22 protein-coding genes are annotated in these 23,107 nt (G+C 66.9%); 9 read left to right on the forward strand and 13 right to left on the reverse strand.

Going from position 1 to position 23,107, the window contains the following annotated elements:
• The first annotated feature begins 61 nt into the window (after nt 1-61).
• From GGR03_RS12125 to GGR03_RS12160, 8 genes are all read left to right on the forward strand, one after another.
• Complete coding sequence (locus GGR03_RS12125) at nt 62-1,246, forward strand: CaiB/BaiF CoA transferase family protein (RefSeq protein WP_183208373.1); 1,185 nt, start codon at nt 62-64, stop codon at nt 1,244-1,246.
• Nucleotides 1,243-2,025 carry an enoyl-CoA hydratase gene (locus tag GGR03_RS12130; protein ID WP_183208375.1) on the forward strand — a complete coding sequence of 261 codons (783 nt, stop codon included), beginning with the start codon at nt 1,243-1,245 and terminating at the stop codon, nt 2,023-2,025. The genes GGR03_RS12125 and GGR03_RS12130 overlap by 4 nt, the downstream gene beginning before the upstream one ends.
• 117 nt (nt 2,026-2,142) lie before the next feature.
• Nucleotides 2,143-3,057, forward strand: coding sequence for an NAD(P)-binding domain-containing protein (locus tag GGR03_RS24755; protein WP_252920231.1), 915 nt, complete (start codon nt 2,143-2,145; stop codon nt 3,055-3,057).
• A gap of 124 nt (nt 3,058-3,181) precedes the next feature.
• Nucleotides 3,182-4,102, forward strand: coding sequence for an amidohydrolase family protein (locus GGR03_RS12140; RefSeq protein WP_183208377.1), 921 nt, complete (start codon nt 3,182-3,184; stop codon nt 4,100-4,102).
• A gap of 35 nt (nt 4,103-4,137) precedes the next feature.
• A complete protein-coding gene (locus GGR03_RS12145) occupies nt 4,138-5,136 on the forward strand; it encodes a TRAP transporter substrate-binding protein (RefSeq protein ID WP_183208379.1) in 999 nt (332 codons plus the stop codon).
• 82 nt (nt 5,137-5,218) lie between these two features.
• Nucleotides 5,219-5,824: a TRAP transporter small permease subunit gene (locus GGR03_RS12150; RefSeq protein ID WP_183208382.1), complete on the forward strand. Its 606-nt coding sequence runs from the start codon at nt 5,219-5,221 to the stop codon at nt 5,822-5,824.
• 10 nt (nt 5,825-5,834) lie between these two features.
• Nucleotides 5,835-7,109, forward strand: a complete 1,275-nt coding sequence (locus tag GGR03_RS12155; RefSeq protein ID WP_183208384.1) for a TRAP transporter large permease subunit — start codon at nt 5,835-5,837, stop codon at nt 7,107-7,109.
• A 33-nt stretch (nt 7,110-7,142) separates the two neighbouring features.
• Nucleotides 7,143-8,171 (forward strand): 4-hydroxythreonine-4-phosphate dehydrogenase PdxA, encoded by a 1,029-nt coding sequence (locus tag GGR03_RS12160; protein ID WP_183208386.1) that lies wholly within the window; start codon nt 7,143-7,145, stop codon nt 8,169-8,171.
• Between the two features lie 107 nt (nt 8,172-8,278).
• Here GGR03_RS12160 and GGR03_RS12165 read toward each other — a convergent pair whose 3' ends face one another.
• From GGR03_RS12165 to GGR03_RS12205, 9 genes are all read right to left on the reverse strand, one after another.
• Nucleotides 8,279-9,661, reverse strand: coding sequence for an NAD(P)H-dependent oxidoreductase (locus GGR03_RS12165; RefSeq protein ID WP_183208388.1), 1,383 nt, complete (start codon nt 9,659-9,661; stop codon nt 8,279-8,281).
• 81 nt (nt 9,662-9,742) lie between these two features.
• On the reverse strand, nt 9,743-10,516 hold the full coding sequence (locus GGR03_RS12170; protein WP_183208389.1) for an SDR family NAD(P)-dependent oxidoreductase: 774 nt from the start codon (nt 10,514-10,516) through the stop codon (nt 9,743-9,745).
• Nucleotides 10,517-10,530: 14 nt separating this feature from the next.
• Nucleotides 10,531-11,028, reverse strand: coding sequence for a TRAP transporter small permease subunit (locus GGR03_RS12175; RefSeq protein ID WP_183208390.1), 498 nt, complete (start codon nt 11,026-11,028; stop codon nt 10,531-10,533).
• 8 nt (nt 11,029-11,036) lie between these two features.
• A complete protein-coding gene (locus GGR03_RS12180) occupies nt 11,037-12,332 on the reverse strand; it encodes a TRAP transporter large permease (RefSeq protein WP_183208391.1) in 1,296 nt (431 codons plus the stop codon).
• A gap of 77 nt (nt 12,333-12,409) precedes the next feature.
• Nucleotides 12,410-13,417, reverse strand: coding sequence for a TRAP transporter substrate-binding protein (locus tag GGR03_RS12185; protein WP_183208392.1), 1,008 nt, complete (start codon nt 13,415-13,417; stop codon nt 12,410-12,412).
• Nucleotides 13,418-13,755: 338 nt separating this feature from the next.
• Nucleotides 13,756-14,430, reverse strand: a complete 675-nt coding sequence (locus GGR03_RS12190; protein WP_183208393.1) for a cyclase family protein — start codon at nt 14,428-14,430, stop codon at nt 13,756-13,758.
• A 148-nt stretch (nt 14,431-14,578) separates the two neighbouring features.
• Nucleotides 14,579-16,042 (reverse strand): NAD-dependent succinate-semialdehyde dehydrogenase, encoded by a 1,464-nt coding sequence (locus tag GGR03_RS12195; protein WP_183208394.1) that lies wholly within the window; start codon nt 16,040-16,042, stop codon nt 14,579-14,581.
• A gap of 19 nt (nt 16,043-16,061) precedes the next feature.
• Entirely contained in the window at nt 16,062-17,261 is a 1,200-nt protein-coding gene (locus GGR03_RS12200; protein WP_183208395.1) for an iron-containing alcohol dehydrogenase, read from the reverse strand.
• A 22-nt stretch (nt 17,262-17,283) separates the two neighbouring features.
• Nucleotides 17,284-18,285 (reverse strand): Ldh family oxidoreductase, encoded by a 1,002-nt coding sequence (locus tag GGR03_RS12205; RefSeq protein ID WP_183208396.1) that lies wholly within the window; start codon nt 18,283-18,285, stop codon nt 17,284-17,286.
• A 236-nt stretch (nt 18,286-18,521) separates the two neighbouring features.
• Here GGR03_RS12205 and GGR03_RS12210 point away from each other — a divergent pair, with 236 nt between their 5' ends.
• The gene (locus GGR03_RS12210) at nt 18,522-19,010 is read left to right on the forward strand and encodes a TRAP transporter large permease subunit (RefSeq protein ID WP_183208399.1); all 489 of its coding nucleotides are present in this window, start codon (nt 18,522-18,524) and stop codon (nt 19,008-19,010) included.
• A 197-nt stretch (nt 19,011-19,207) separates the two neighbouring features.
• On the opposite strand, the gene GGR03_RS12215 is transcribed toward GGR03_RS12210, so the two are convergent.
• From GGR03_RS12215 to GGR03_RS12230, 4 genes are all read right to left on the reverse strand, one after another.
• Nucleotides 19,208-20,014 (reverse strand): enoyl-CoA hydratase/isomerase family protein, encoded by an 807-nt coding sequence (locus tag GGR03_RS12215; protein ID WP_183208401.1) that lies wholly within the window; start codon nt 20,012-20,014, stop codon nt 19,208-19,210.
• 22 nt (nt 20,015-20,036) lie between these two features.
• On the reverse strand, nt 20,037-21,542 hold the full coding sequence (locus GGR03_RS12220; protein ID WP_183208403.1) for a tripartite tricarboxylate transporter permease: 1,506 nt from the start codon (nt 21,540-21,542) through the stop codon (nt 20,037-20,039).
• Between the two features lie 10 nt (nt 21,543-21,552).
• Nucleotides 21,553-22,020 (reverse strand): tripartite tricarboxylate transporter TctB family protein, encoded by a 468-nt coding sequence (locus GGR03_RS12225; protein WP_183208405.1) that lies wholly within the window; start codon nt 22,018-22,020, stop codon nt 21,553-21,555.
• A gap of 68 nt (nt 22,021-22,088) precedes the next feature.
• On the reverse strand, nt 22,089-23,078 hold the full coding sequence (locus tag GGR03_RS12230) for a tripartite tricarboxylate transporter substrate binding protein (RefSeq protein WP_183208407.1): 990 nt from the start codon (nt 23,076-23,078) through the stop codon (nt 22,089-22,091).
• Nucleotides 23,079-23,107 lie beyond the last annotated feature (29 nt).

Raw genomic sequence — 23,107 nt, forward strand, 5'->3', positions numbered from 1 at the left:
GTCTTCGCATCGGCAGATCAGGTTCGGTCTGCCTCGACGATCCCACGGGAGGGGGAACGGCATGAAGCTGCCACTTGAGGGCATCAGGGTACTCGACATCTCACAAGTCATGGCGGGGCCGTTCTGCTGCATGTTGCTCGGCGACATGGGCGCGGATGTCATCAAGATCGAGCCGCCGGAGACCGGCGACTCGACGCGACATTCCATGGGTTTCCGCCTGAAGGGCAGCGACAGTCCCGGCTTCCTGGCCTTGAACCGCAACAAGCGCAGCATCACGCTCGACCTCAAGTCCGAGGAAGGCCGGGAAACCCTTTATGCGTTGGTGAAAACTGCGGATGTGCTCGTCGAGAATGCCCGCCCCGGCGTCGCCGGGCGGCTCGGCATGGATTACGAGACACTGCGGGCGATCAATCCCCGGCTGGTCTATGCGAGCATCTCCGGCTTCGGACAGACCGGACCGTGGGCGCAGCGGCCGGGCTTCGACCTGATCGCGCAGGCGGTGTCGGGCGTGCTCAGCTCCAACGGCTTTCCCGGCATGGAGCCGGCCAAGAATTCGATCGCGGTGGCCGATCTCGGGGCCGCGATGTTCGCCAGCTATGCGATCCTGAGCGCGATCATCGGGCGCCAGACCACCGGCGAAGGCCAGCATATCGACGCCTCGCTCTTCGAGGCGGCGCTGGCCCTGTCGATCTGGGAAACCACGGAATTGTGGGGCACCGGCAAGTCGCCGGTGCCGATCGGTTCGGCCAACCGCATGTCCGCGCCCTATCAGGCCGTCGCGGCGTCGGACGGCTGGTTCGTCATCGGCTCGGCGAACCAGGGATTGTGGCTGAAGCTCATCAAGGTGCTTGGCGTCGAGAATCTGCAGGACGACGAACGCTACGCAACCAACGCGGCGCGGGTCGTCAACCGCATCGCGCTGATCGACGATCTGGCGCCGACCTTCGCCACCCGGACCCGGGAAGAGTGGATCGAGGCGCTTCTCGCCGCCGGCGTCCCGGCCGCCCCGATCCTCGACTATGGCGAGGCGGTGGTGAGCGAGCAGGCTGTCGCGCGCGACATGGTCCAGATGGTGCCGCATCCCGTCGAGGGCGAATTCCGCTCGCTCGGCTTCCCGGTCAAGCTCAGCGGCACGCCGCAGCAGGTGCGCAGGCCGCCCCCGCTCCTCAATGAGCATGAGGACGAGATCCTCGCGGAACTGGCCGAGAAGGGCCTCCTCAACCCAGCACGTACGGCCGCCGAATGAGCGAGCCCCGCATCCATTTCGACAAGGTGGGCAGCGTCGCGCATATCCGCTTCGACAATCCGCAGGCGTTTAATGCTCTGACCAGCCAGATGTGGCTCGACATGCGCGATGCCGCGCGCGACGCGGCTGCCGATCCGGACATCCGCGTGGTGACGTTCCGAGGCGTGGGCGGCAAGGCGTTCGTCTCCGGGACGGACATCACGGGCTTCACGAAATTCACCAGCGGCGCTGACGGCATTGCCTATGAAAGCCGGATCGACGACTGCATGCGTGCGCTCGACGAGATCCCCGTGACGACGATCGCCGTCATCGACGGCTGGGCCGTCGGCGGCGGGCTGAACATCGCCGCCGCCTGCGACTTTCGCATCGCAACGCCCGATGCCCGCTTCGGCTCCCCGATCGGGCGCACGCTGGGCAACTGCCTGTCTCCCCTCACCCTTGCCCGCATCGGCGGCGCGATCGGCGTCTCGATCGCCAAGCGCATGGTCCTGCTCGGCGAGATCATCCACGCCCCGGAGCTGCTGGCGACCGGCTTTCTGCTGAAGATGGCGGAGCGGGACGCGCTTGACGGCGAGGTCGAAGCCGTGTGCGCCAGGGCGGCGGAGAACGCGCCGCTGACGACGCGGGCGGTCAAGGAGATGCTGCGCCGCATGTCGCTGGATGACCTGCCGGAGGCCGACGAGATCGTCAGCGAGGTCTATGGCAGCGATGATTTCCGGCGCGGGGTCGAAGCCTTCGTCGCCCGCACGAAGATCGTTCCCGAGTGGAGCGGGCGTTGACATAGCCGGCACCACTGGAATTGGCCCCGTCGCCTTGCTGGGAGGCGCGCGACGGGGCGGCGGGGTTTCGCGACGCCGGTGGGACGACGGGTGACTGGGTTCAGGGAGGAGTGGGCTGTGGATCAGAGCGGCAGGCAACGGATAGGCTTTATCGGCATCGGTCTGATGGGCGAGGCAATGGTGCGCCATCTCCTTGACCTCGGCCACAAGGTGACCGTGTGGAACCTCGAGCCGGAACGGCTGGAGACGGTGGTGCCGCACGGCGCGATCGCGGCGGACTCGCCCGCCGCCGTCGCCCGCGACAGCGATGTCGTGATGCTGTGCGTCCTGAACATGGCGGCGGTCGAGCGCTGCATCTTCGCCGAGGATGGCGTCGCCGCGGCCGGGAGGGGACCCGCCGTCATCGTCGACTTCTCGACCGCTGATCCCGACGGGACGCGGGATGCGGCAGCCAGGCTGAAGGCCCTGACCGGGGCCGGCTGGGTCGATGCGCCGGTATCCGGCGGCCCGCAGCTGGCACGCACCGGCGAGATGACCGTCATGGCCGGCGGATCGCAGGAAGACTTCGACGCGGTGAAGCCTCTCGTCGAGCAGATGTCCGGCAATCTGACGCTGATGGGCCCGGTCGGCGCCGGGCAGACGACCAAGATCCTCAACCAGGCCATCGTCGGCACCGGCTACGTCCTGATGGCGGAAGCGCTGGTGCTGGCCGAAGCGGCCGGCATCGACGCCGCACGCCTGCCGCAGTGCCTCGCCGGCGGTCACGCCGACAGCAGCCTGCTGCAGCGGCTCTACCCGCAGATGCAGCAGCGCGCCTTCGATCCTCCCTCGAGCTACGCGCGACAGCTGCTCAAGGATCTGAAGGCCGTCTCGGAATTTTCCCGCGGCCTGGGTCTCGACCTGAAGGTGATCGAGCAGGGCGTGCAGCGCTACAAGGACTACGTCGCGCTCGGGCACGAGATGACCGACTCGGCCGCCGTGGTGAAGCTCTACGAGCACGACGCCGCCGAACGTCGCGCCTCGAAAAGTTGACCGCCATGGGTCCGGCATCCGCCATGCCAACCGGTCCGCTCCATCGTCAGCGCGCGCCGCGTGCTGGCTGGATGGAGACTGCGGCAAGGTCCCCTCGCCTCGACTATCGCGCGAGCGACTGGGCATGACCAGGCCCGCCCCCCGCCCGAGGGCAGTCATCGACGCTCATCACCATATCTGGGATCTGCAGAACGACCTTCCGTGGCTCAAGGAGGAGCGAATCGCGTTCCGCTACGGCGACTATTCGTCGATCTGCCGGGACTACATGCCGGAGGACTACCGGGCCGACACGAAGGGCTGGCCGGTCGTTGGATCGGTCTATGTCGAGGCCGAATGGAACCGGCGGAAGGCCGGCGACGAGAGCCGTTGGGTTGGCGAGATCGCCGCGCAAACGGGCGTGCCGACCGTGATGGTCGCCTGGTGCGATTTCGCCGCGCCGGACGCCGAAGCGCTGCTGGCCGACCACGCACGAAACGCCATCGTCCGCGGCGTCCGGCACAAACCGGCGGCCGCGCCCTCCCCCGCCGATGCCCGTCGCGGCGCGGCCGGCTCGATGGACGATCCTGCATGGCGGAGAGGCTACGCGCTGCTGGAGGGCCATGGCTGGTCCTACGACCTGCAGACGCCGTGGTGGCATCTCGATGCCGCGGCGGAACTCGCCCGCGACTTTCCGCAGATCCCGCTGATCGTCAACCACACGGGGCTTCCCTCTGACCGCAGCCCGGAAGGGCTCGCCGGCTGGCGCAAGGCGCTCGGCCGGGTCGCGCAGGAGCCCAATGCCTTCATCAAGATCTCGGGGATCGGCCAACCGGGCCTGCCATGGACCGTCGAGGCTAACGGCCCCATCATCCGGGAGGCCGTGGAGATCTTCGGGGTCGATCGCGCGATGTTCGCCAGCAATTTTCCGGTCGACTCGATCGTCGCCGATTTCGACACGGTCTTTTCCGGTTTCGTGGCCGCGACGGCCGATCTCGAGGAGGGAGATCGGGCGAAGCTGTTCCACGACAATGCAGCGCGCGTGTACCGGTTGCCACGCGCGCCCTGACGGCACCACTGCAACCAAAACGGGAGGAGAAAGATATGAACCGCAGACTGACACTGAAGACGATGGTCGCCGCCGTGGCCCTGACGCTCGGGCTGGCGACGTCCGTCAGCGCCCAGACCACCGTCCGCTACGCCCATGTCGGTTCGGAAGGCGACATCCAGTACTGGTACGCCGAGGAATTCGCCAAGCGCGTCGGCGAGCGGACGGATGGACGCATCACCGTCCAGGTGTTCCCGAACTCGCAGCTCGGCGGAGCACAGGAAACCGTCGACGGCGTGCGCAGCGGTGCCATTCCCCTCGCCCACCATGAATTCGGCTCGCTGGCGACCCTCTATCCCGACATCGCCGCCTTCGCGGCGCCGTTCGCCTACCGGGACGGCCGGCACGCCATGGCCGCCACGGATCCCGAATCCTCGGAAGTCATGCAGGAGCTTGCCGAGAAGATGGTCGAGCAGGCGAACGTCCGCATCATCGGGCGGCTCTACCGGGGCGCCCGGCAGATGACGGCGAACAAGGCGGTCTACGGCCCCGAGGATCTGGCCGGGGAACGGTTCCGCGGCGTGCCGCTGCAGCTCTGGACGACCATGATCAATGGCATGGGCGCCATCCCGACACCGGTCGAGGTCGCCGAGCTGCCGACTGCGCTCATGACGGGCATGGTGATCGGCCAGGAAAACCCCCTGACCATGATCAACGCCAACAAGCTGTATGAAGTGCAGACCCACGTCATGCTGACCGGGCACATGCAGAACGTTCTGCCGGTCTTCATCAACGAGGATGTCTGGCAGTCCATTCCCGAAGCGGACCGCGCGATCATGTCCGAGGTCGCCGCGGAAGTCGGCGAGGAGACGCTGGAACTCGGTCTCAAGGCCGAGACCGACCTGATCGATGAGCTCACCGGAAAGGGCATGACCTTCATCACCGAGGCCGACGGCTTGCAGGTCGACGCGTTCCGGGCGTCGGTCGGCAAGCAGGTCGCGGCCGACTATCCCGACTGGGCACCGCTGATCGAGCGGATCCAGGCCATCCAGTAGGATCTGGAGGGATCGGGGCCAGTCTCTGGCTCCGGTCCCTGGCCCATCGACAACGATCATCCTCCTGCCTGAGAGGCACCAGGTGCAGAACGCCAACTCGGCCCCGGACGTCCCGCGCATCCTGGCGACGGTCGACAGTCGCCATTACGCCATCGACCGCCTGCTCGAACCGGTACGGTGGTTGTTCCGGATAACGAGCCTCACGGTGCTCACCGTGATGGTCTCGCTCCCGTTCATCCAGGTCGTCCTTCGTGAAATCTTCTCCCGCCCCATCGTGGGCGTGGAAGAACTGACGCGCTTCATGCTGATCTGTTCGGTGTTCCTTGCGCTGCCCTACGTGGTTGCCGCAGGCGCCAACATCCGCATGGAAGAGCTAGTAGCGATGCTGCCCGAGCGCGTGCTGCGCATGCTGAAGGTGCTGACGGGGGCCACCGCGGCCGCCACCTTCGCGGTGATGGCGTTTGCGAGCCTCGTCGCCATTCGCAGCAATCTCGACAACGCCACGCCGACCCTCGGCATTCCGTACTGGATATTCCTCGGGGCGGCATTCGCCAGTTTCACCATGACCGCCATCGAATGCGCCGTACAGCTTCTCAAGGTGCTGCAGAACCGGCCGCTCTACATCACCTTTCCCATGGAGGAGGAGCCGCCGGCCGACTTCGATCCCGTGGCCGAGCAGCGCAGCTAGGGGCACCACCGTGGCGATCATCATCATCCTCGCCTTCATGGCTCTCTTCATCCTGGGCTTCCCCGTGGTCGTGGCGATCGCGGTGCCGGCACTGGTGTACGTCATCATGCAGGGATTTCCCCTGGAGCTGATGGCCCAGCGCATGACCTATGCGCTCGACTCCTTCCCGCTGGTCGCCGTTCCGGTCTTCATCTTCGTCGGCAGCCTGATGAACCAGTCCGGCATCACCGGGCACATCTATCGCTTCGCCCAGACCCTCGGCGGGCGCGTTCCCGGCGGCCTTGCCCAGGTGAACGTCATCGGTTCGCTGGTCTTTTCCGGCACGTCCGGCGCGGCACTGGCCGATATCAGCGGACTTGGCCGCATCCAGATCAAGGCGATGACAGAGGCCGGCTTCACACGTTCCTATTCCGCCGCCGTCACGGGCGCCTCGGCGGTCGTGGGGCCGATTTTCCCGCCCTCGATCCCGCTCGTGATCTACGGCTCGGTGACCAGCGTCTCGGTCGTGCAGTTGCTGGTCGCGGGAATCCTGCCGGCGATCTTCTATACCGTCCTGCTGATGCTGACGGTTGCGTTCCTGTCCTTCCGCTACAACCACCCGCGCTCGAGTCGCTGGCCGACGGCAAGGGAAGTCTGGACCACCTTCGTCAAGGCAGCGCCCGCCCTTTTCGCGCCGGTGCTGCTGGTCGGCGGGATGCTCAACGGGATGTTCACCCCGACCGAGGCGGCATCGGTGACCGTCGCCTACGTTCTCTTCATCGCCCTGTTCGTCTATCGCGGCCTGACCTGGCGGCGTTTCCGGTTCGCGCTGTTCGAGACGATCAAGACGACCTCCGCGGTGCTGATCATCGTGTCGGCCGCCGCCCTGTTCGGCTGGGTGATGGCCGTCGAACAGCTGCCGCAGATGTTCACCCTCGCCCTGCTTACCATCTCGACCGATCCGCTGATCCTGCTGCTCGTGGTCAACGTCCTCCTGCTCATCGTCGGCATGTTCCTCGACAGCACGACGGCCACGTTGCTGGTCGCACCGCTCGTCGCCGCCCCGCTCGTCATGGCCGGCGTCGATCCCGTCCACCTCGGCATCATCTTCGTGTTCAACCTGATGATCGGACTGCTGACGCCCCCGCTCGGACTCGCCCTGTTCACGCTGTCCGACGTCGCCAAGATATCGATGTGGTCGATCCTGAGGGCGGTCCTGCCCTTCTATGTCCCGCTCGTCGTGGCACTGATCGTCATGACGCTCTGGCCCGACCTGACGCTCTGGCTCCCCAGATTGCTGCAATAGGCCTTGCTCGAACAAGTACTGGAACCGCAAACGATGACAGATCCTTCCGCCAGCGCCCGCCCGGTCATTGCCCTTGCCATGGGCGATCCCGCCGGCATCAGTCCTGAACTTACGGCGAAACTCCTCGTCTCCGAGACCGTCCGCGAGAAGGCGGCGATCATCGTGCTGGGCGACCGGCGCGTGCTCGAGCAGGGCGCTGAAATCGCCGGGGTCCCGCTCGATCTCGCCGTCGCGGAAAACGAGGACGCCGCCCTCGCCGCAGGCACGGACCGGCATGTCCTCGTGGATCTCGGCCATCTCGACCCGAAGGACGTGATCCCGGCGAAGGCGACCGCCGTCGGCGGCGCGTTCGCCAGCGAGAACTTCCGGCGCGCCCTCCTCTTCGCCGCGGCCGGCAAGGCCGACGCCGTCTGCTTCACGCCGTTCAACAAGCAGGCGATGCGCTACGTCAATCCGGACTATGACGATGAGAACCGCTTCGTCTGCCGCGTGCTGGAGTGGAAAGGCGCCGCGCGCGAGTTCAACGTCCTGCCGGACATCTGGAACGCCCGCGTGACATCGCATATCCCGCTGTCACAGGTGGCGGCCGCCATCACCGAGGACGGCATCCTGCGGGAGCTGCGGCTGACCTGCGAGACCATGCGCCTTGCCGGCATCGCCGAGCCGCGCATCGCCGTCGCGGCACTCAACCCGCATGCCGGCGACGGCGGCAATTTCGGTACCGAGGAGATCGACATTCTCGAGCCCGCCGTGCGCCGCGCGATCGCCGAGGGCCTGCCGGTCGACGGGCCGTGGCCATCCGACACGGTTTTCCTGCGATCGAAGAAGGGGCTCTGCAACGCGGTACTGACGATGTACCACGACCAGGGCCAGATCGCGATGAAGATGATGGGCTTCGACCTCGGCGTCACCCTGATGGGCGGCTTCCCTTTCCCCATCTGCACGCCGGCGCACGGCACCGCCTACGACATCGCCGGACAGGGCATCGCCGATATCGGCGCGAGCGTCGAGGCGCTGCTTCTGGCGGCCCGCATCGCCGCGCGCCGGAAGGCTGCTGCCTGATCGATCAGGCCAGGGCCTGTCGCCCCTGGCCTGGCGCCAGGCCAAGGACCGGCAGGGTCGACGCGCTTTGCCGGTCCGTCGGGCTTCGAGCGCCCGATCGTCGCCCTTCAGCCAAAGAAATGCGCGTCCTGCATCTGGCGGAGCGCGAACATGTCCGATCGCGCATCGACCGCGATGTCGGCCAGCAGGATGTTCTGCCCGCGTGCGACCGGACGAACCAGAACCCGGTTCGCCGCCAGGTAGAACGGAACCGGAGCGTCGGGAGCAAGTCGCTGCGCCGGCACGACGCGGCCGGAGACCCCTTCGATCCGGTGATGGTGTCCGCTCGCGGTGAGCAGCGTCCCGGCCGGCAGGTCGATTTCGGCGCGGGCGACGAGGTCGACGCGATGCCTCGGTTCGACCATGCCCTGGGATACGCCGTGGACCGCCGCCGCCAGGACGCTGGTGGCCGCTTCCAGTCCCAGCAGGTGACGCGGATTGTAGATCATCGCGGTCGCGCCGTTCCGGCTCACGACGTGCCCTTTCTCCGCCAGCATGTCCCAGGTCGCCTCGTCCTCGCAGCGCACCACGACGAACACGCCGCCGGCGAAGCTGATCTCGTCGGGGGACCGCAGACAGTGGAAGACGTCGAGACTTCCGCTCGTGTCGAGCAGACCGCCATCAGCCTTCATCGAGAGGAAGGTAGGCACCTCGTCGATGCGGGCGATCGGCGCATGAAAATCCTCCCGATCGAAATTCAGACCGGTCGCGTTGGCGACGAGGCTCATCTCGCAGAGATCGGGGACGAGGTGCTGGTCGAAAGCCGCCGCCGCTTGCGATCGGGCCCGCGCCCGTTCCGCAGCGTCGGCGTCCCCGAGCCGGTCGAGACCAGCGAACGCGTCCGCATCGATCGTGACGCCGTTGCTGGTGAGGGTTCCCGCGGCCGCGTCGTAGACGAAGTCGTACTCGCTGGACTTTCCTGCCGCGATGATCTCGAACCCCAGAAGCTCCGCCCATGTCACGAGGGAAATCAGCAGGCTCGGCTGGTCGCCGTCCACCGGCGTGACGACGACGCCCTTCTGCCGGGCGAGCAGGGCGAGCCCCGGCCCGACGACGCTGTCGGCCTCCTTGGTGACCATCACGACATGCTTGCCCGCCTCGATCGCCAGGCGGGCGTGGCGCGCACCGGCCTCGGGATGGCCGGTCGCTTCGAGCAGGACCGCGAACGGCAGTCCGATGACAACCGCGATGTCCCCGGCAGCGACATGCTTTCCGGCCGACCAGGCGGCTTCGGCCTCGTCCGGGGTCCGGCAGATCGCGATTGCGTCCCGAGCGACGCCCGCCGACTGAATGGCTTGCGCGGCGCTCTCGGCGTCGACGTCGACGGCGATCCGCGCGTTCATCAACGGCACGCGCAGACCCTGGACGAGAAAACTCCGTCCGAAACCGCCGGTACCCACGATGCAGGTCTCGACGACCGCCGCTCCCGCGAAATAGGTGTGAAAGTTCATCGCATCCTCCCCCCGGTCTTGCCTGGCGATGCCGGTCGCTCCCGGCGACCGGCTCCCGCGTTCTTCGTGTTGCGTCGGAGGTCAGGTGACGAAGCGGCCGCCGTCGACCATGATGACGGACGCCGTCATGTAGGACGCCTCGTCCGAGGCCAGCCACAGGACCGGATAGGCCATCTCCATCGGATCGGCCCAGCGGCCCATCAGGCAGCCGCCCTGCGCCTCGGCGTCGATGTCCTCCTGCGTGCGCCCGGCCGCCTCGGCGCGCTTGCGGTGAAACGGCGTGAAGGTGAGGCCCGGACAGACGGCATTGGCGCGAAGCCCGTGCTTCGCCTCCTCGAAGGCCAGCGTCTTCGTCATCGAGACGATGCCCGCCTTGGTCACGTCGTACTGTCCCATGCCCGCCCGCGGGTTGACCGCATGGGTCGATGAGACGTTGATCACGCTGCCCCGGCCCGAAGCCCGCAGATCCTCGATCGCCGCCTGCGTCAGCCAGGCGTAGCTGAGAAGATTGACCGCAAGGATCCGCTCCCAAGTCTCCGTCTTCGCGTCGGCGAGCGGCTCGTAGGAGCGCATGCCGGCGCAGTTGACCAGCGTGTCGATCGGCCCCAACTGGTCACGCGCGGTCGTAACGATCAGCCCGGCGCTGGCCTCCTGTCCGACATCCGCCACGAGCGTCGCCAGTCGTGCGTCCCCCTGCCCGGCGCGGATGTCGCCGGCGACTTCCTCGAGCGCGGCCGCATCCGTATCGACGAGCAGGACGCTGGCACCCTCCTGGCACAGCACCTTGCCGATGGCCGAACCGATACCCCCCGCGCCGCCGGTGACGACCGCCACCCTGCCTTCAACACGACCCATGATATTACTCCCGATTACCCGATCAGATTGTTGTTCTGGTCCAGCGTCTCTCGTTGCCAGATCACCCGCCACAGCCAGACGAGGCTGTAGATCGACATCAGAACGCCACCCACCGGCAGGGCGGCGTGCCAATAGACCTTGTTGATCCGGAGAAACGGTGCCGTCTCCCCCGCGCTGACGGCAAAGAGCCAGCCGTAATAGACGAGGATCAGGGCGAGGCCGAGCATCGCCAGATTGGTGACCACGGCGAGGACTACCTGGCCCCGCAACGGCAGCATCGTCTCGAACAACGTGACCCGGTACAGCACGCCTTCGCGCCAGAGCGCCACCGTCGTCAGCACGATCAGCCAGATGAACAGGAACTCCACCACCTCGTCATAGCCGCTGATCGTGAACAGCGGCACGAGCCGCAGGATGATCGACAGTCCGAGCAGGAAGAACAGCACCAACAGCAATGCGATGCTGGCATATTTGCAGAACAGGCCGATCCCCCGGTCGAGGGTTTGCAGCACGCGCATCATCACTGGAGACCATAGCCGAAGTAATTGGGCAGCCAGAGCGAGATCGCCGGCACGAAGGTGATCAGGAGCAGGCTGGCGATCAGCCCCAGCAGATACGGCCAGATCTCCCGCGTGATCTCGGCGATCGGCACCTTGGCGACGCCGGCGACTACGTAGAGGCAGAGCCCGACCGGTGGCGTCACGAGGCCGATCATCAGGTTCAGCACCAGGATCACGCCGAAATGGATAGGATCGATGCCGAGGCTGAGCACCACCGGCATCAGCACCGGGTAGGCGATGATCATCAGGGCGATCCCCTCGATGAACATGCCCAGGATCAGCAGCACAACGTTGATGATCAGGAGCACGACCCAGGTCTCGCTCGAAATGCCGAGCAGCGCCTGCAGGATCGCGTTGGGGATCTGCTGCTGGATCAGCACCCAGCTGAACGGCGCCGACAGTGCGATGATGAACATCACCTGCGCCGTCTGGCGCGCGCTCTCCCAGACCACCTTGACGACATCGGCATAGGTGAGTTCACGGTAAACCCACCGACCCAGCCCGAAGGCGATCGCGGCCGCGACCACCGCGGCCTCGGTGGGAGTCGCGATGCCTGTGAAGATGACGATGAGGATCATCGGCGGAAGCATCAGCGCCGGCAGCGCCACCAGCACCGTGCGCGCCGCGACGGCGAAAGGGGGAAGGCGCTCGCCACGCGGCAGGTTTAGATACGACGCCGAGACCGCGATGATGATCATCAGCGAGAGGGCCATGACGAGCCCCGGCAGGATGCCGGCGAGGAACAGGGCCCCGACCGAGATGTTGGCGAGGCTGCCGTAGATCACGAAGGGAATGGAGGGCGGAACGATCGGGCCGATGGTCGAGGAGACGGCCGTGATCGTTGCGGCGTAGCGGGCCTTGAAGCCGGCGTTTTCCATCGCCCGCTGCTGGATCACGCCAAGGCCCGCCGCGTCGGCGACGGCCGAGCCGGACATGCCGGCGAAGATCAGGCTGCCCAGCACGTTCACATAGGCCAGCCCGCCACGGATCCGCCCGATCAGCAGCTGCGCGACGGCAAAGATGCGTTCCGTCGTTCCCCCGATATTCATCAAGTTGCCGGCCAGCACGAAGAACGGGATGGCAAGGAGCGGGAACGAGGTCGTTCCAGCGTAGGTGCGCTGGATGAAGATGAACAGGAGGTCCGGGCCGATGGTCACGACCATGGTGACTGCCGCCACCAACCCGAGCGCGACCGCGATCGGTATCCCGCCCAGGATGACGACGCATATCGCCAGTAGAATCGCCACCGTGAACATTGTTGCGGTCCCCACTCAGCATGGCGGGATCGAGTGCCAGCGTCGGCACCCGATCCCCTGGTCGCTCGAAGCCTGGATCAGGCCTTGCCGGCTTCGACCAGCCCGGCCCAAGTGGTCCAGGTCTCCTCGCCGAGCGCCGCGCGCAGCTGCGCGTAGGCGGGCTCCATGCGGGCCCGGAACGGCTCGACCTCGGGACGCGTCACGGCGACGCCCAACCCCTCCATCTGCGTGATGTAGTCCTCCTCGCTGCTCTGCACCTCCTCGCGGGCAGCGGCGCCGGCGGTCGCGGCCTCCTCGCTGATGATCGCGCGCTGCTCCTCCGTCAGCCCGTTCCAGACCCGCGGATTGGCGCACATCATGATCGTCGCGTAGATGTGCTTGGTCAGCGCCAGATGGTCCTGCGCCTCGTAGAACTTGGCCGCGAAGGTGGTCGAGACCGGGTTATCCTGCCCGTCGACCAGCCCGTTGGCGAGGGCGAGGTAGACCTCCTGGAACGCCACCGTCTGGGTCGACGCGCCCAGCGCCTCGAAGGCCGCCTTGATGGCGAGCTCGGGCGGAACGCGGATCTTCAGCCCGGTGACGTCCTCAGGCGCGTTGACCGGCCGGCGGCTGTTGGACAGGGCGCGGAAGCCCCATTCGAAATTGGCGATCCAGGCGAACCCAGCTTCCAGCAGCTGCGCCTCGATCCAGTCGCGCGCCGTCTCGTCGAGCACGCGATGGGCGTGCGCGTAGTCGTCGAACTGGTAGGGGATGTTGATTGCCCCGATGCTGTTCGACAGGGCCTCGATGTTGGCCGGGTTCATCAGGATGAAGTCGATGGCGCCGAGACGTGTCTGCTGGGCGGTGTCGGTCGGCGATCCCAGCGCATTGGACGGGAAGATCGAGATGGTGATCTCCCCGCCGGTGCGCTCGGCGACCCGTGCCGCCATCGCCTCGGCGGCCGTGTGGATCGGGTGCGACGCGTCGGCGGGATGCGTCAGCCGCAGCTCGGTCGCCGCGAAGGCGAACGGCGAGCGCAGCACGAAGGGGGCGGCGAGGCCACCCGCAAGAACAGCTCGACGATTCAGGCGAAAGATCTGTGACATGGTTCCTCCCGTGGGTCACACCCGTTCGATCGCCGCGGGAAGCTGATCCGTCGGCAACCGGCAAATGTCAGGCCGCGATCGTTCCGCCGCCCGACGAGCATTGCCCGATAGGGGCCCATGCCTTCTCCCACCTCGCTCCGGGGACCCGCCGTCAGGCCGGACACGCAGGTCCGGAGCGATGGCAGGCCGGGCTCCTCTCCCGACCCCGACGCGGCTTTCGGCCGCGATCACGAAGTATAATATCCTAGATGATATATGATCTATGTCGCTGGTCAAGCGGGACCGGCCATTTGCAGCAGACCCCGGTTGCCCCTGCAGTTCCCGCAAGCCAGCTTCGGTCAGCCGTCCAGCAGCCCCTCGATCGCGTAGACCCGACTGGGCGATCCGTCCGCGTCCGGCAGCTTCAAGGGCGCGGCGCTGAGAAAGCAGTACGGCCCGGCAAGGCTCGCGGTGTTGACGAGATACTCGATCAGGGTGATGCCACGCCGCAGGCAGACATCGTGCGTCACATGCTCCTCGGTCGGGGCCATCACCCCGTCGAGCAGCAGGCGGATCGAATAGTCCTGCGGAAAGTCGAAGGCGATTGCGGTCGGCTTGCGGTCCGCCAGCCACTCCGCCGCGTCGCGGGTCAGGTAGGGTGAATCGGTCCAGAATTCGCGCGTGCGATAGTCCCGCTGGCCATCCCAGCCGCTCGAGAGCAGCAGGATTTCGCCTTCCGACCCGCCCGGATCGGCGGCCGAAAGCCGTTTGGCGTCGATCGCTTCGTTCGGCGCAACGTCGCGCAGGTCGAGGATGCGGCAGCGCCCGACCACACGTTCGAGCGGTGTCGCCTCGATCGTCGGCGCGCCGGCGATGAAATGCGCCTGCGCGTCGACATGGGTGAAGCCATGGCAGGTCGTCGACAGGCGCGACACCCGGAACTGCGCCCCTGCTGCAATGTCGCCGGTGACGTCAACTGTCACGGGCCACCGCAGATGCGGCTCGATCGGCATGCTGAGATCGACGATCCTCATTGCACTGCCTGGTCTTTTACTGTGATCTTCACGACGTTCCCCCAACGAACATGATGCGGATGCTCGCGGTCTTCCCGGCGAATGCCGCGAGGCCCGGCAGAATGAGCAAGGCAGGAGCGACGGACGATGCCGCCCGCGCTCCCGCCCGTCAGAACTCGACGGCGTAATATTTGGCTTCCATGAACTCCAGAATGCCGGTGACGCCGCCTTCGCGGCCAAGCCCGCTCTGCTTCACGCCGCCGAATGGCGCCGCAGGATCGGACATCAGTCCGCGGTTGATGCCCAGCATGCCGGCTTCGATGCCCTTGCCGACCCGCAAGGCGCGCTTCAGATCCCCGGAATAGATATAGGCGGCAAGCCCGTATTCCGTGACGTTGGCGAGGCGGATCGCCTCTTCCTCCGTCTCGAACCGGTAAACCGGCGCCACCGGGCCGAAGATTTCCTCATGCGCGAGCGCCGCGTCCGTCGGCACGTTCTCGAGGACGGTCGGCGGGTAGAAGAAACCGCTCCCCTCCAGCGGCGCGCCGCCGGTGGTGGCCCTGGCGCCGCGGGCCACGGCGTCCGAGACGAGCTGGTCGATCTTCTGCACGGCCTTCTGCGTGATCATCGGCCCGCATTGCGTTTCGGCGTCGGTGCCCGCGCCGATCTTGAGCGCCGCCATGCGCGCGGTGAGCCCCTGCACGAACGCGTCGTGAATGCCGGCCTGGACGTAGAACCGGTTGGCGGCGGTGCAGGCCTCGCCGGCATTGCGCATCTTGGCGACCATGGCGCCATCCAGCGCCGCGCCGAGATCGGCGTCGTCGAAGACGACGAAGGGCGCGTTGCCCCCCAACTCCATCGAACAGTTGACGACCGACTTCGCCGCCTCCGCCAGGAGGATCCGGCCGACGCCGGTCGAACCGGTGAAGGAGAGCTTGCGCACGCGCGGATCGGCCAGCATCGCGGCCGTCACCGGCCCCGGGTTCTGCGTGGTCAAGACGTTCACGACACCGGCCGGAACGCCCGCTTCCTCGCCAAGCCGCGCCATCGCATAGGCGGTCAGCGGGGTTTCGGACGCAGGCTTCAGGATCACCGTGCAGCCGGCGGCGAGCGCCGGACCGATCTTGCGGGTCGCCATCGCCGCAGGAAAGTTCCACGGGGTGATCAGGACGCAGATGCCGATCGGCTCGTGGTCCACCAGGATATTGTGCGAGCCCGACGGCGTATGCCGGAACTCGCCCGGGATCCGGGTCGCTTCCTCGGCGTACCAGCGGAAGAACTCCGCGGCGTAGGCCATCTCGCCGCGCGCGTCGGGCAGCGCCTTGCCGTTTTCCAGGGAGATCAGCCGCGCGAGATCCTCGGCATGCTCACTCATCAGCTGGAACCAGCGGCGCAGGATCTCCGAGCGCTGCCTTGGCGGCGTGGCGCGCCAGCCGGCAGCGGCCGCCTCGGCCGCGTCCACCGCGCGCATCGCGTCCTCGATCGAGGCGTTAGGAACTTCGGCGAGCGTCGCGCCGGTCGACGGATCGAGCACCTTGATGCCCCCGCCGGCTTCCCAGCGGCCGCCGATATAGAGGCCCTGGGCATGAAGTGCGGGATCGGCGTAGCCGGAGATGCTGGTGTGCAAATTCATGCGGAAAAATCCTTCGAGATCAGGTCAGTGCCGTGCGGTCGCCGCTGAAGGCGGAAGCGACGAGCCGGCTCATGTCGGATGCGGGCAGCGGGCGGGGATTGTTCTGGATCAGGCGGGCAATGCCGCAGCTCTGCTCGGCGACCCAGTCGAGCCGGTCCTCGGCAAGGCCGAGCTCGGCCAGCGTCTTCGGGATGCCGATGCGCGCGAACAGGTCAGCGACGGCGGGAATGACGGCGTCGGCGTTCTGAAGGCCCATGACCGAGGCCATCTCGGCCAGTTCCGGGCCGATCGCCGGGGCGTTCCACTGCATGACATAGGGCATGAGGCAGGCGACGCCGGCGCCGTGCGCGGTATGGGTCAGGGCGCCGACCGGATACTGGATCGCGTGCGCCGCCGCCGTGCCGGCGACACCGAAGGCGAGCCCGGCGAGCGTCGCGCCCATCATCACCTTCTCCCGCGCCTCCATATCGCCTCCGTCCTGGCAGGCGCGCTCGAGCCCTTCCCCGAGAAGCGCGATGGCGCGCAGCGCGAAATGGTCGGAGAAGCCGTTCTTGCCGACGAACACGCGGTCCTGCGCGATCTCCGGCACCGGATCGCGCCGGATCGCCGTGAAGGCCTCGATCGCATGGGTGAGCGCGTCCGCCCCGGCGATCGCCGTCAGGCCGGGCGGGCAGCTGACGGTCAGGTCCGGATCGCAGATCGCGGCGGTAGGCACCAGATAGGGGCTGGAAATGCCGACCTTCAGTGTCCGCTCGTCGTCCGAGAGCACGGCGACGGGCGTCACCTCCGAACCGGTGCCGGCCGTGGTCGGGATGGCGAGGAGCGGCATGACGGGTCCGGGCACTAGGTGCTCGCCGTAATAGTCCTGCGGCCGCCCGCCATGAGTGAGAAGCACCGCGACACATTTGGCCATGTCGAGGCAGGAGCCGCCGCCGACGCCGATCACCAGGTCGGGCGCGAAATCGCGGGCGGCCTCGGCGCTCGCCACCGCAGAGGCGACGGGCACGTCCGGCAGGGTCGAAGCATCGATCCTGACCACCATCCCCGCCCCCTCGAGCTGGGCGGTCATGGCGCGGAAGTCGGCGTTTCCGGCCAGCCTTTCATCCGTCACCACGAGGGCGCGGCTGCCCAGCTTGGCGGCCATGCGGCCGAGCGAATGGCGCTGGCCGGAACCGAAGACGAGCTCCCGCGGCGCCCTGATCGTGCCGAACAAGTTCATGGGTCATTTCCTTCCGATGGTCTCAGGCGGCTTCCATCGCCTTCAAGTCGTCGTAGAGCGCGTCCGGCAGCTCGATGCCGGCCGCCATCGCGGCGGCGCGTCGCGCGCGGGCGCCGTCGCCGGGCACGGCGACCGGCCGCGCCGGATCGAGCGGGCGCGAATCCCGGATTCTGTCGAGATAGGCAGCCAGCGCGCCGCCGTTCCCGGCGCCCGCCGAGGGATCGATCATCAGGATGACGTCGCCCTTGTTGGCGGCGTGCGTATCGTCGAGCGTCCCCCGCACCTCGGGCGCGAAGGCCGAGCCGGCGAGCGCGGCGACGAGAAGCTCCACCGCGAGGCCGAGACCGTAACCCTTTGCATCGCCGAACGGGGCGATGGCGCCGGCCTTTGCCGCCTCCGCGTCGGTGGTCGGCCGGCCGGCCGCATCGACCGCCCAGCCGTCGGGGACCGCCTCGCCGCGCAGCGCATGATTATGGATCTTGCCCATCGAGACGAGGCTGGTGGCCAGGTCGAGGACGAAGGGTTCCCGGTCGGTGGGAATACCGATCGCGATCGGGTTGGTGCCCAGCATCGCCTGCGTCCCGCCGTAGGGATGAACGAGCGCTTCGCTGGTCGAAAGCACGATCCCGATGAAGCCCGATGCCGCGATGGCTTCGACGTAATAGGCAAGCATGCCGATATGGTTGGCGTTGCGGATGCCGCCTGCGGCCATGCCGTTACGCGACGCCACGCTCGACATCTCGCCGATCGCCGCCATCATCACGACCGGCCCCAGGCCGCGCTGACCGTCGACGCTCAGAAACGAGCGCTCCCACTCCATCGCCCCCCCGGCCTTCGCATCAGCAAGGCCCTGGCGGATGCGCGACAAGAGACGGGGCAGCCGCTGCAGCCCGTGGGACGGCAGGCCGCGCAGCTCCGCCTCAATCAGGAGATCGGACTGCAGCTGTGCATGGTGCGGCGGGACGCCGTGCCGTTCCAGCAAAGCGACCGTCAGGCCGAGCAGCTCCTGGGGCGGCACCCTCATTTCCCGTGATCCTGTCGCATCCATTTACCGTATATTTGATATCATATATCATCCAAGCCATGCAGGGCATTGTCAAGCGCAGGAGCGGCCTCCTTCTTCACCCTGCCAGCGTGAAGCCGCCACCTTGTCTTGCCGATCAGCGGGCGCCTCCCGCGTCCTGCTCACCTCATGTCGCGAGCCCGGACGTTGCACGAGGATGTCGCGAGCCCGGACGATGCACGAGGCAGCTGACTCGGATGTCGCCGCAATCGGAGGGTGGTCAGCTCCTCCTGACCGGGCTGATGATCGGTCTCGCTGTCCTTGGCGTTCCTCTCGTGTTCGCCCTGCTCGCGTCCTCGATCGTCACCCTGGTGATCACACGGCCGGAATTGCCGCTGGCGGTCGTCCCGCAACTCTTCACGCAGGGGATCGACAGCTTCGCGCTGATCGCGATCGTTCTCTTCTTCCTGGCGGGGGAACTGATGAGCGCCGGCGGCGTCACCGAGCGCATCCTCGCCTTCGCCCGCGCCCTGGTCGGCCATCTGCGCGGCGGTCTCGCACAGGTCGGGATTTTCGGCTCCGTCATCATGTCGGGCATTTCCGGCTCGGCCGTTGCCGATGCGGCCGCGATCGGCCCGCTTCTCATTCGCTCGATGAAAGCCGCCGGGTATCCGGCCGGCTTCTCGGCTGCGCTCATGGGCTCGGCCTCGATCCTCGCGCCCATCCTGCCGCCAAAAGCATCGTGAGTTGAAGCGGGCTGTCGATGGGCAAGTCGAACAGGGCGCGATTGCGCTGTTCGCCCTGCCTGATCAAGCCAGGAGCGGATGGCCAAGCCCGGCAGCGGCTTATGCGTATGCTGGCGCGGGCGGTTCGGCCCGCGGTCCAAGCCCTGCCTGCAGTACCGTGAATTCTGCCCTCATCATTCCAGATGGGGTCGCGAATTCTACCGGCCTGTAAAACGTGGCTTGCGCTTCTCGTTGAAAGCGCTGACTCCCTCTCGGCGGTCTTCCGTCGGCACCATGCGGTTATAGGCTTCGATCTCGAAGGCGATCCCGTCGGCAAGCGACATGTCGATCCCGCGTCTGATCACCTGCTTGGCCTGCCGCACGGCGATCGGCGCATTTCCTGCGATGCGACGGGCCGCCGCCAGCGCCGCGTCCATTAGCACCTCCTGCTCCAGGACTTCGTTCACGAAGCCCCAGCGCTCGGCCTTCTCTGCGGAGAATGCCTGGCCGGTCAGGATCAACTCCATCGCCCTGCGTGTTCCGATGGCGCGCGCCAAGGTCTGGGTGCCGCCCGCGCCGGGCATGATGCCGAGCGTCACCTCTGTCAGGGCAAACCGAGCCGTGCGCGCCGCGTAAACGAAGTCGCACGCGGCGGCAATCTCGCATCCGCCGCCGAAGGCGGCACCATTGACAGCGGCAATCATCGGTACAGGACAGCCAAGCAAGGCGCGCAGCATGCGCTCGAATATCACGTGCTGCGCCTGCCATTCCTCGTCGCTCATGGTGCGGCGCTCGACGAGGTCGCCGCCCGCACAGAACGCGCCCTCGCCGGCCCCGGTCACGATGAGGCAACGCGGCGCTTCACGATCGATCTGCAGTCCCTCGAAGAGGGTCATCAGGTCGAGGCTCATCCGGGTGTTCAGCGCATTGGCCGATTTCGGCCGGTTGAGCCGAACGAGCCCGATGCCGGCGTCGAGCAGTTCGACATCCAGGGTCTCGAAGCTTTCGCGGAAGAGTTTGCTCATGACGTTCCGGTGCGCTTGATCTTCAGTCCGCGGCCGGATCTGCCGTCTCGCGGTGCGACCCGCTCCCTACCACGCCGCGCCAGATGGCGGCAGCAACGATCGCCAGCGTCACGGCGATGAGGCCGAGCGCGATCGGACGGCCAAGGAAGTAGCCCAAACCGTCGGCCCGCGCCGTCGCGATCCCGACATTCTGTTCCAGCACGCCGCCCAGAATGAAGGCGAGCACGATCGGCAGGATAGGGATCCCGATGGTTCCCACGCCGATCGCCAGCAGCGCCGAGAGGAACATCACCCAGACGTCGAACAGATTGCTGTTCACCGCATAGGCGCCGAAGATCGAGAAGAAGGCGACGAATGTCGCGATGACCGCCTTCGATACCCGCAGGAACACCGCGATGTAGCGGGCACCGTAGAGGCCGATGACCGTCATCAGCAGGTTGACGATCACGAAGCCGGTGAAGAACGTGTACATCACGTCCGGCCGGCTGGTGAACAGGAGCGGCCCGGGCTGCAGGCCGTGGAGGGTAAGCGCTCCGACGAACACCGCCGCCGCGCCGCTGCCGGGAATGCCGAGTGCCAGAAGCGGGATCAGCGATCCGCCGACATTGGCGCTGACCGAACTCTCCGCCGAGATCAGCCCGGCCTCCGAGCCGTTGCCGAACGCTTCCGGGTTCTTCGAGAGCTTGCGTTCCATCGTGTGGGCGACCAGCGGGGTCGATTCCGGCCCCACCGCCGGCAGGATGCCGAGAAACGTTCCGATTACCGACGAGCGCAGCACATTCCAGCGGTTGCTGGCGACGATCCGTGCGACGAGGCCCGGCTGGCTCGCGCCGATGCGTCCGACGGTGCTTTCCGTGGCACCGCCGATGCTCTCGGCCGCCAGCACGATCGCCTGCGGCAGACAGAAGAACCCGACCAGCACGGCGACGATGTTGAGCCCGGAATAGAGCTGGTAGAAGCCGAAGGTGAAGCGGGCCGTCCCCTGCACCGGGTCGATGCCGATGGCGGCGATGATCAGGCCGAGAAACACGCCGGTGATGTTGGCAAGCACCGGTGTGTCGAGCATCACCACGACGATCACCAGGCTGAAGATCACCAGCGCGACATATTCCGGCGCGCCGAAGCGCAGCGCCAGCTGGGCCAGCACCGGCGTAAGGAACATCAGCGCCAGCGCCGAGATCAGCCCGCCGACCCCGGAGCTGACCGCCGACAGGCCGAGCGCCAGCGGCGCCTTGCCCTGCCGCGCCATGGCGTTGCCTTCCCAGCCGGTGACGATCGAGGCCGGCGTGCCGGGGATGTTGATGAGGATGGCCGAGATGCTTCCGCCATAGATGGCGCCGGCGTAGATTCCCGCCAGCATGATCATGCCGTGCACCGGTTCCATCAGAAACGTCACCGGGATCAGCAGCGCGATGCCGAAGGTCGCGGTGAGGCCCGGTATCGCGCCGAAGATGATCCCGAGCACCACGCCGCATGCGGCGAACAGAATGCTCATCGGCGACAGGGCTGCGATGACTCCATCGATCATGACGACAACCTCACCGCAGGCGATAGAGCAGGGTTTCGAGACTCTGGTCGAGCCACCCCTGCGGGACCGGCACGTAGAGGACGATCTTCATCAGCACCGCGAGCACGGCGACGAACAGCGCGGTCGCCGCCGCGTCGAGCAGCGTCACCCTGCCCCGCACGATGGTCAGCGAGGCGAGCAAAGCGAGCCACGTCGCCAGGATGAAGCCGCCATGGGGAAGCAGCATCACGTAGGCGAGCCAGACTGCGACGAAGGCGGCGACGCGCAGCGCTGCCGGCCGGGGGACGCTGAACGGCGTGTCCGACAAAGGCTGCCCCCAGCCGCGCACGGCGCGCTGCAGCGTGTAGGCAAGGGAAAACAGCAGGGCGCCGCTCGTTACCACCAGCGGATAGACGCCGGCCGAACCCTGAATCTGCACCGCCTCCCAGGCAAGGGCGCCGGCAAGGGCGATCAGCAAACCACAAAATGCAAAGCGCATGACGTACTCCGGCGCATGCCGGCGAACGACGACAAGGTCGTCGTCCGCCGCTAGCGCGATCGTCGTATTTACTGGGAGACGCGGCCGGTCTCGGCCAGGAACGCCTTCAGCGTGTCGAAGGACTCCTGATACTGCGCCTGGGCGGCCTGCGCGCCTGCGGGTGTCAGGGTCAGGCCGGCTTCCTTGAAGGCGGCCTCGGCCTCGTCCGATTCGAGGACTTCGAGGAACGCGCTCTCCAGATAGGCCTTGCGATCCTCCGGCACGCCCGGAGAAAGGGTGAAGATCCGCGTCGCACCCCAGGCCTGCCCGCCGGCCGGCACGCCCAGCTCCGAAAGGGTCGGCGTGTCGGGAAGCATCGGATGGCGGTTGTCGCCGGTCACCGCCACGGGCTTCAGGTCGCCGGACTGCACATACTGCTCGATTTCCGAGTAGAAGCTCGCCGTGGCGTCCACGTCACCGGCCAAAAGCGCAACCACGCCCTGCTTGCCGCCGTCGAAGGGGATGAAGTTGAATTCCAGATCCTTGGCGCGTTCGATGAACTCGCTGACGAAGAGGAACACGCTGTTGGGATTCATGCCGACCTGCAGCTCGGTCTCCTTGGCGTGTTCGACGATCTCGTCGAAGGACATGGAGCCGACGTCGGACTTGGCGTTCACCACCCAGACCACCGGATCGAAGCTGATCTCGTTGATCGGCTCGAACTCCTCGATGGTAAAGGGGGCATTCTTGAGCAGGATGTCGGTGTAGAGGAACGGGTTGGCGACCACGCCGACGGTGTAGCCGTCGGCTTCCGTGTTCTTGGCAAGGCTGGTGTGGCCGACCATGCCGGCACCGCCAACGCGGTTCTCGACACGGATCGACACGCCCATCTTCTCTTCGGCGAGCTGCGCGAAGGTCCGGGCGGTCACGTCGACGGCGCCGCCGGCCGGATACATCACCACGAGATTGATTGGCCGCTGCGGGAAGTCCGCCGGCTTTTCCTGAGCGTGGGCCTGCGTCGCCATCAGCGCGCCTGCCGCCAGAGCCAGGCCGAGCCCGCGCAAAAGCTTCGATGTCATGTGTCTTCCTCCCAAGTCGTGCTCTTGCG

The organism is Aurantimonas endophytica (assembly GCF_014196845.1).
Lineage (GTDB): Bacteria > Pseudomonadota > Alphaproteobacteria > Rhizobiales > Rhizobiaceae > Aurantimonas > Aurantimonas endophytica.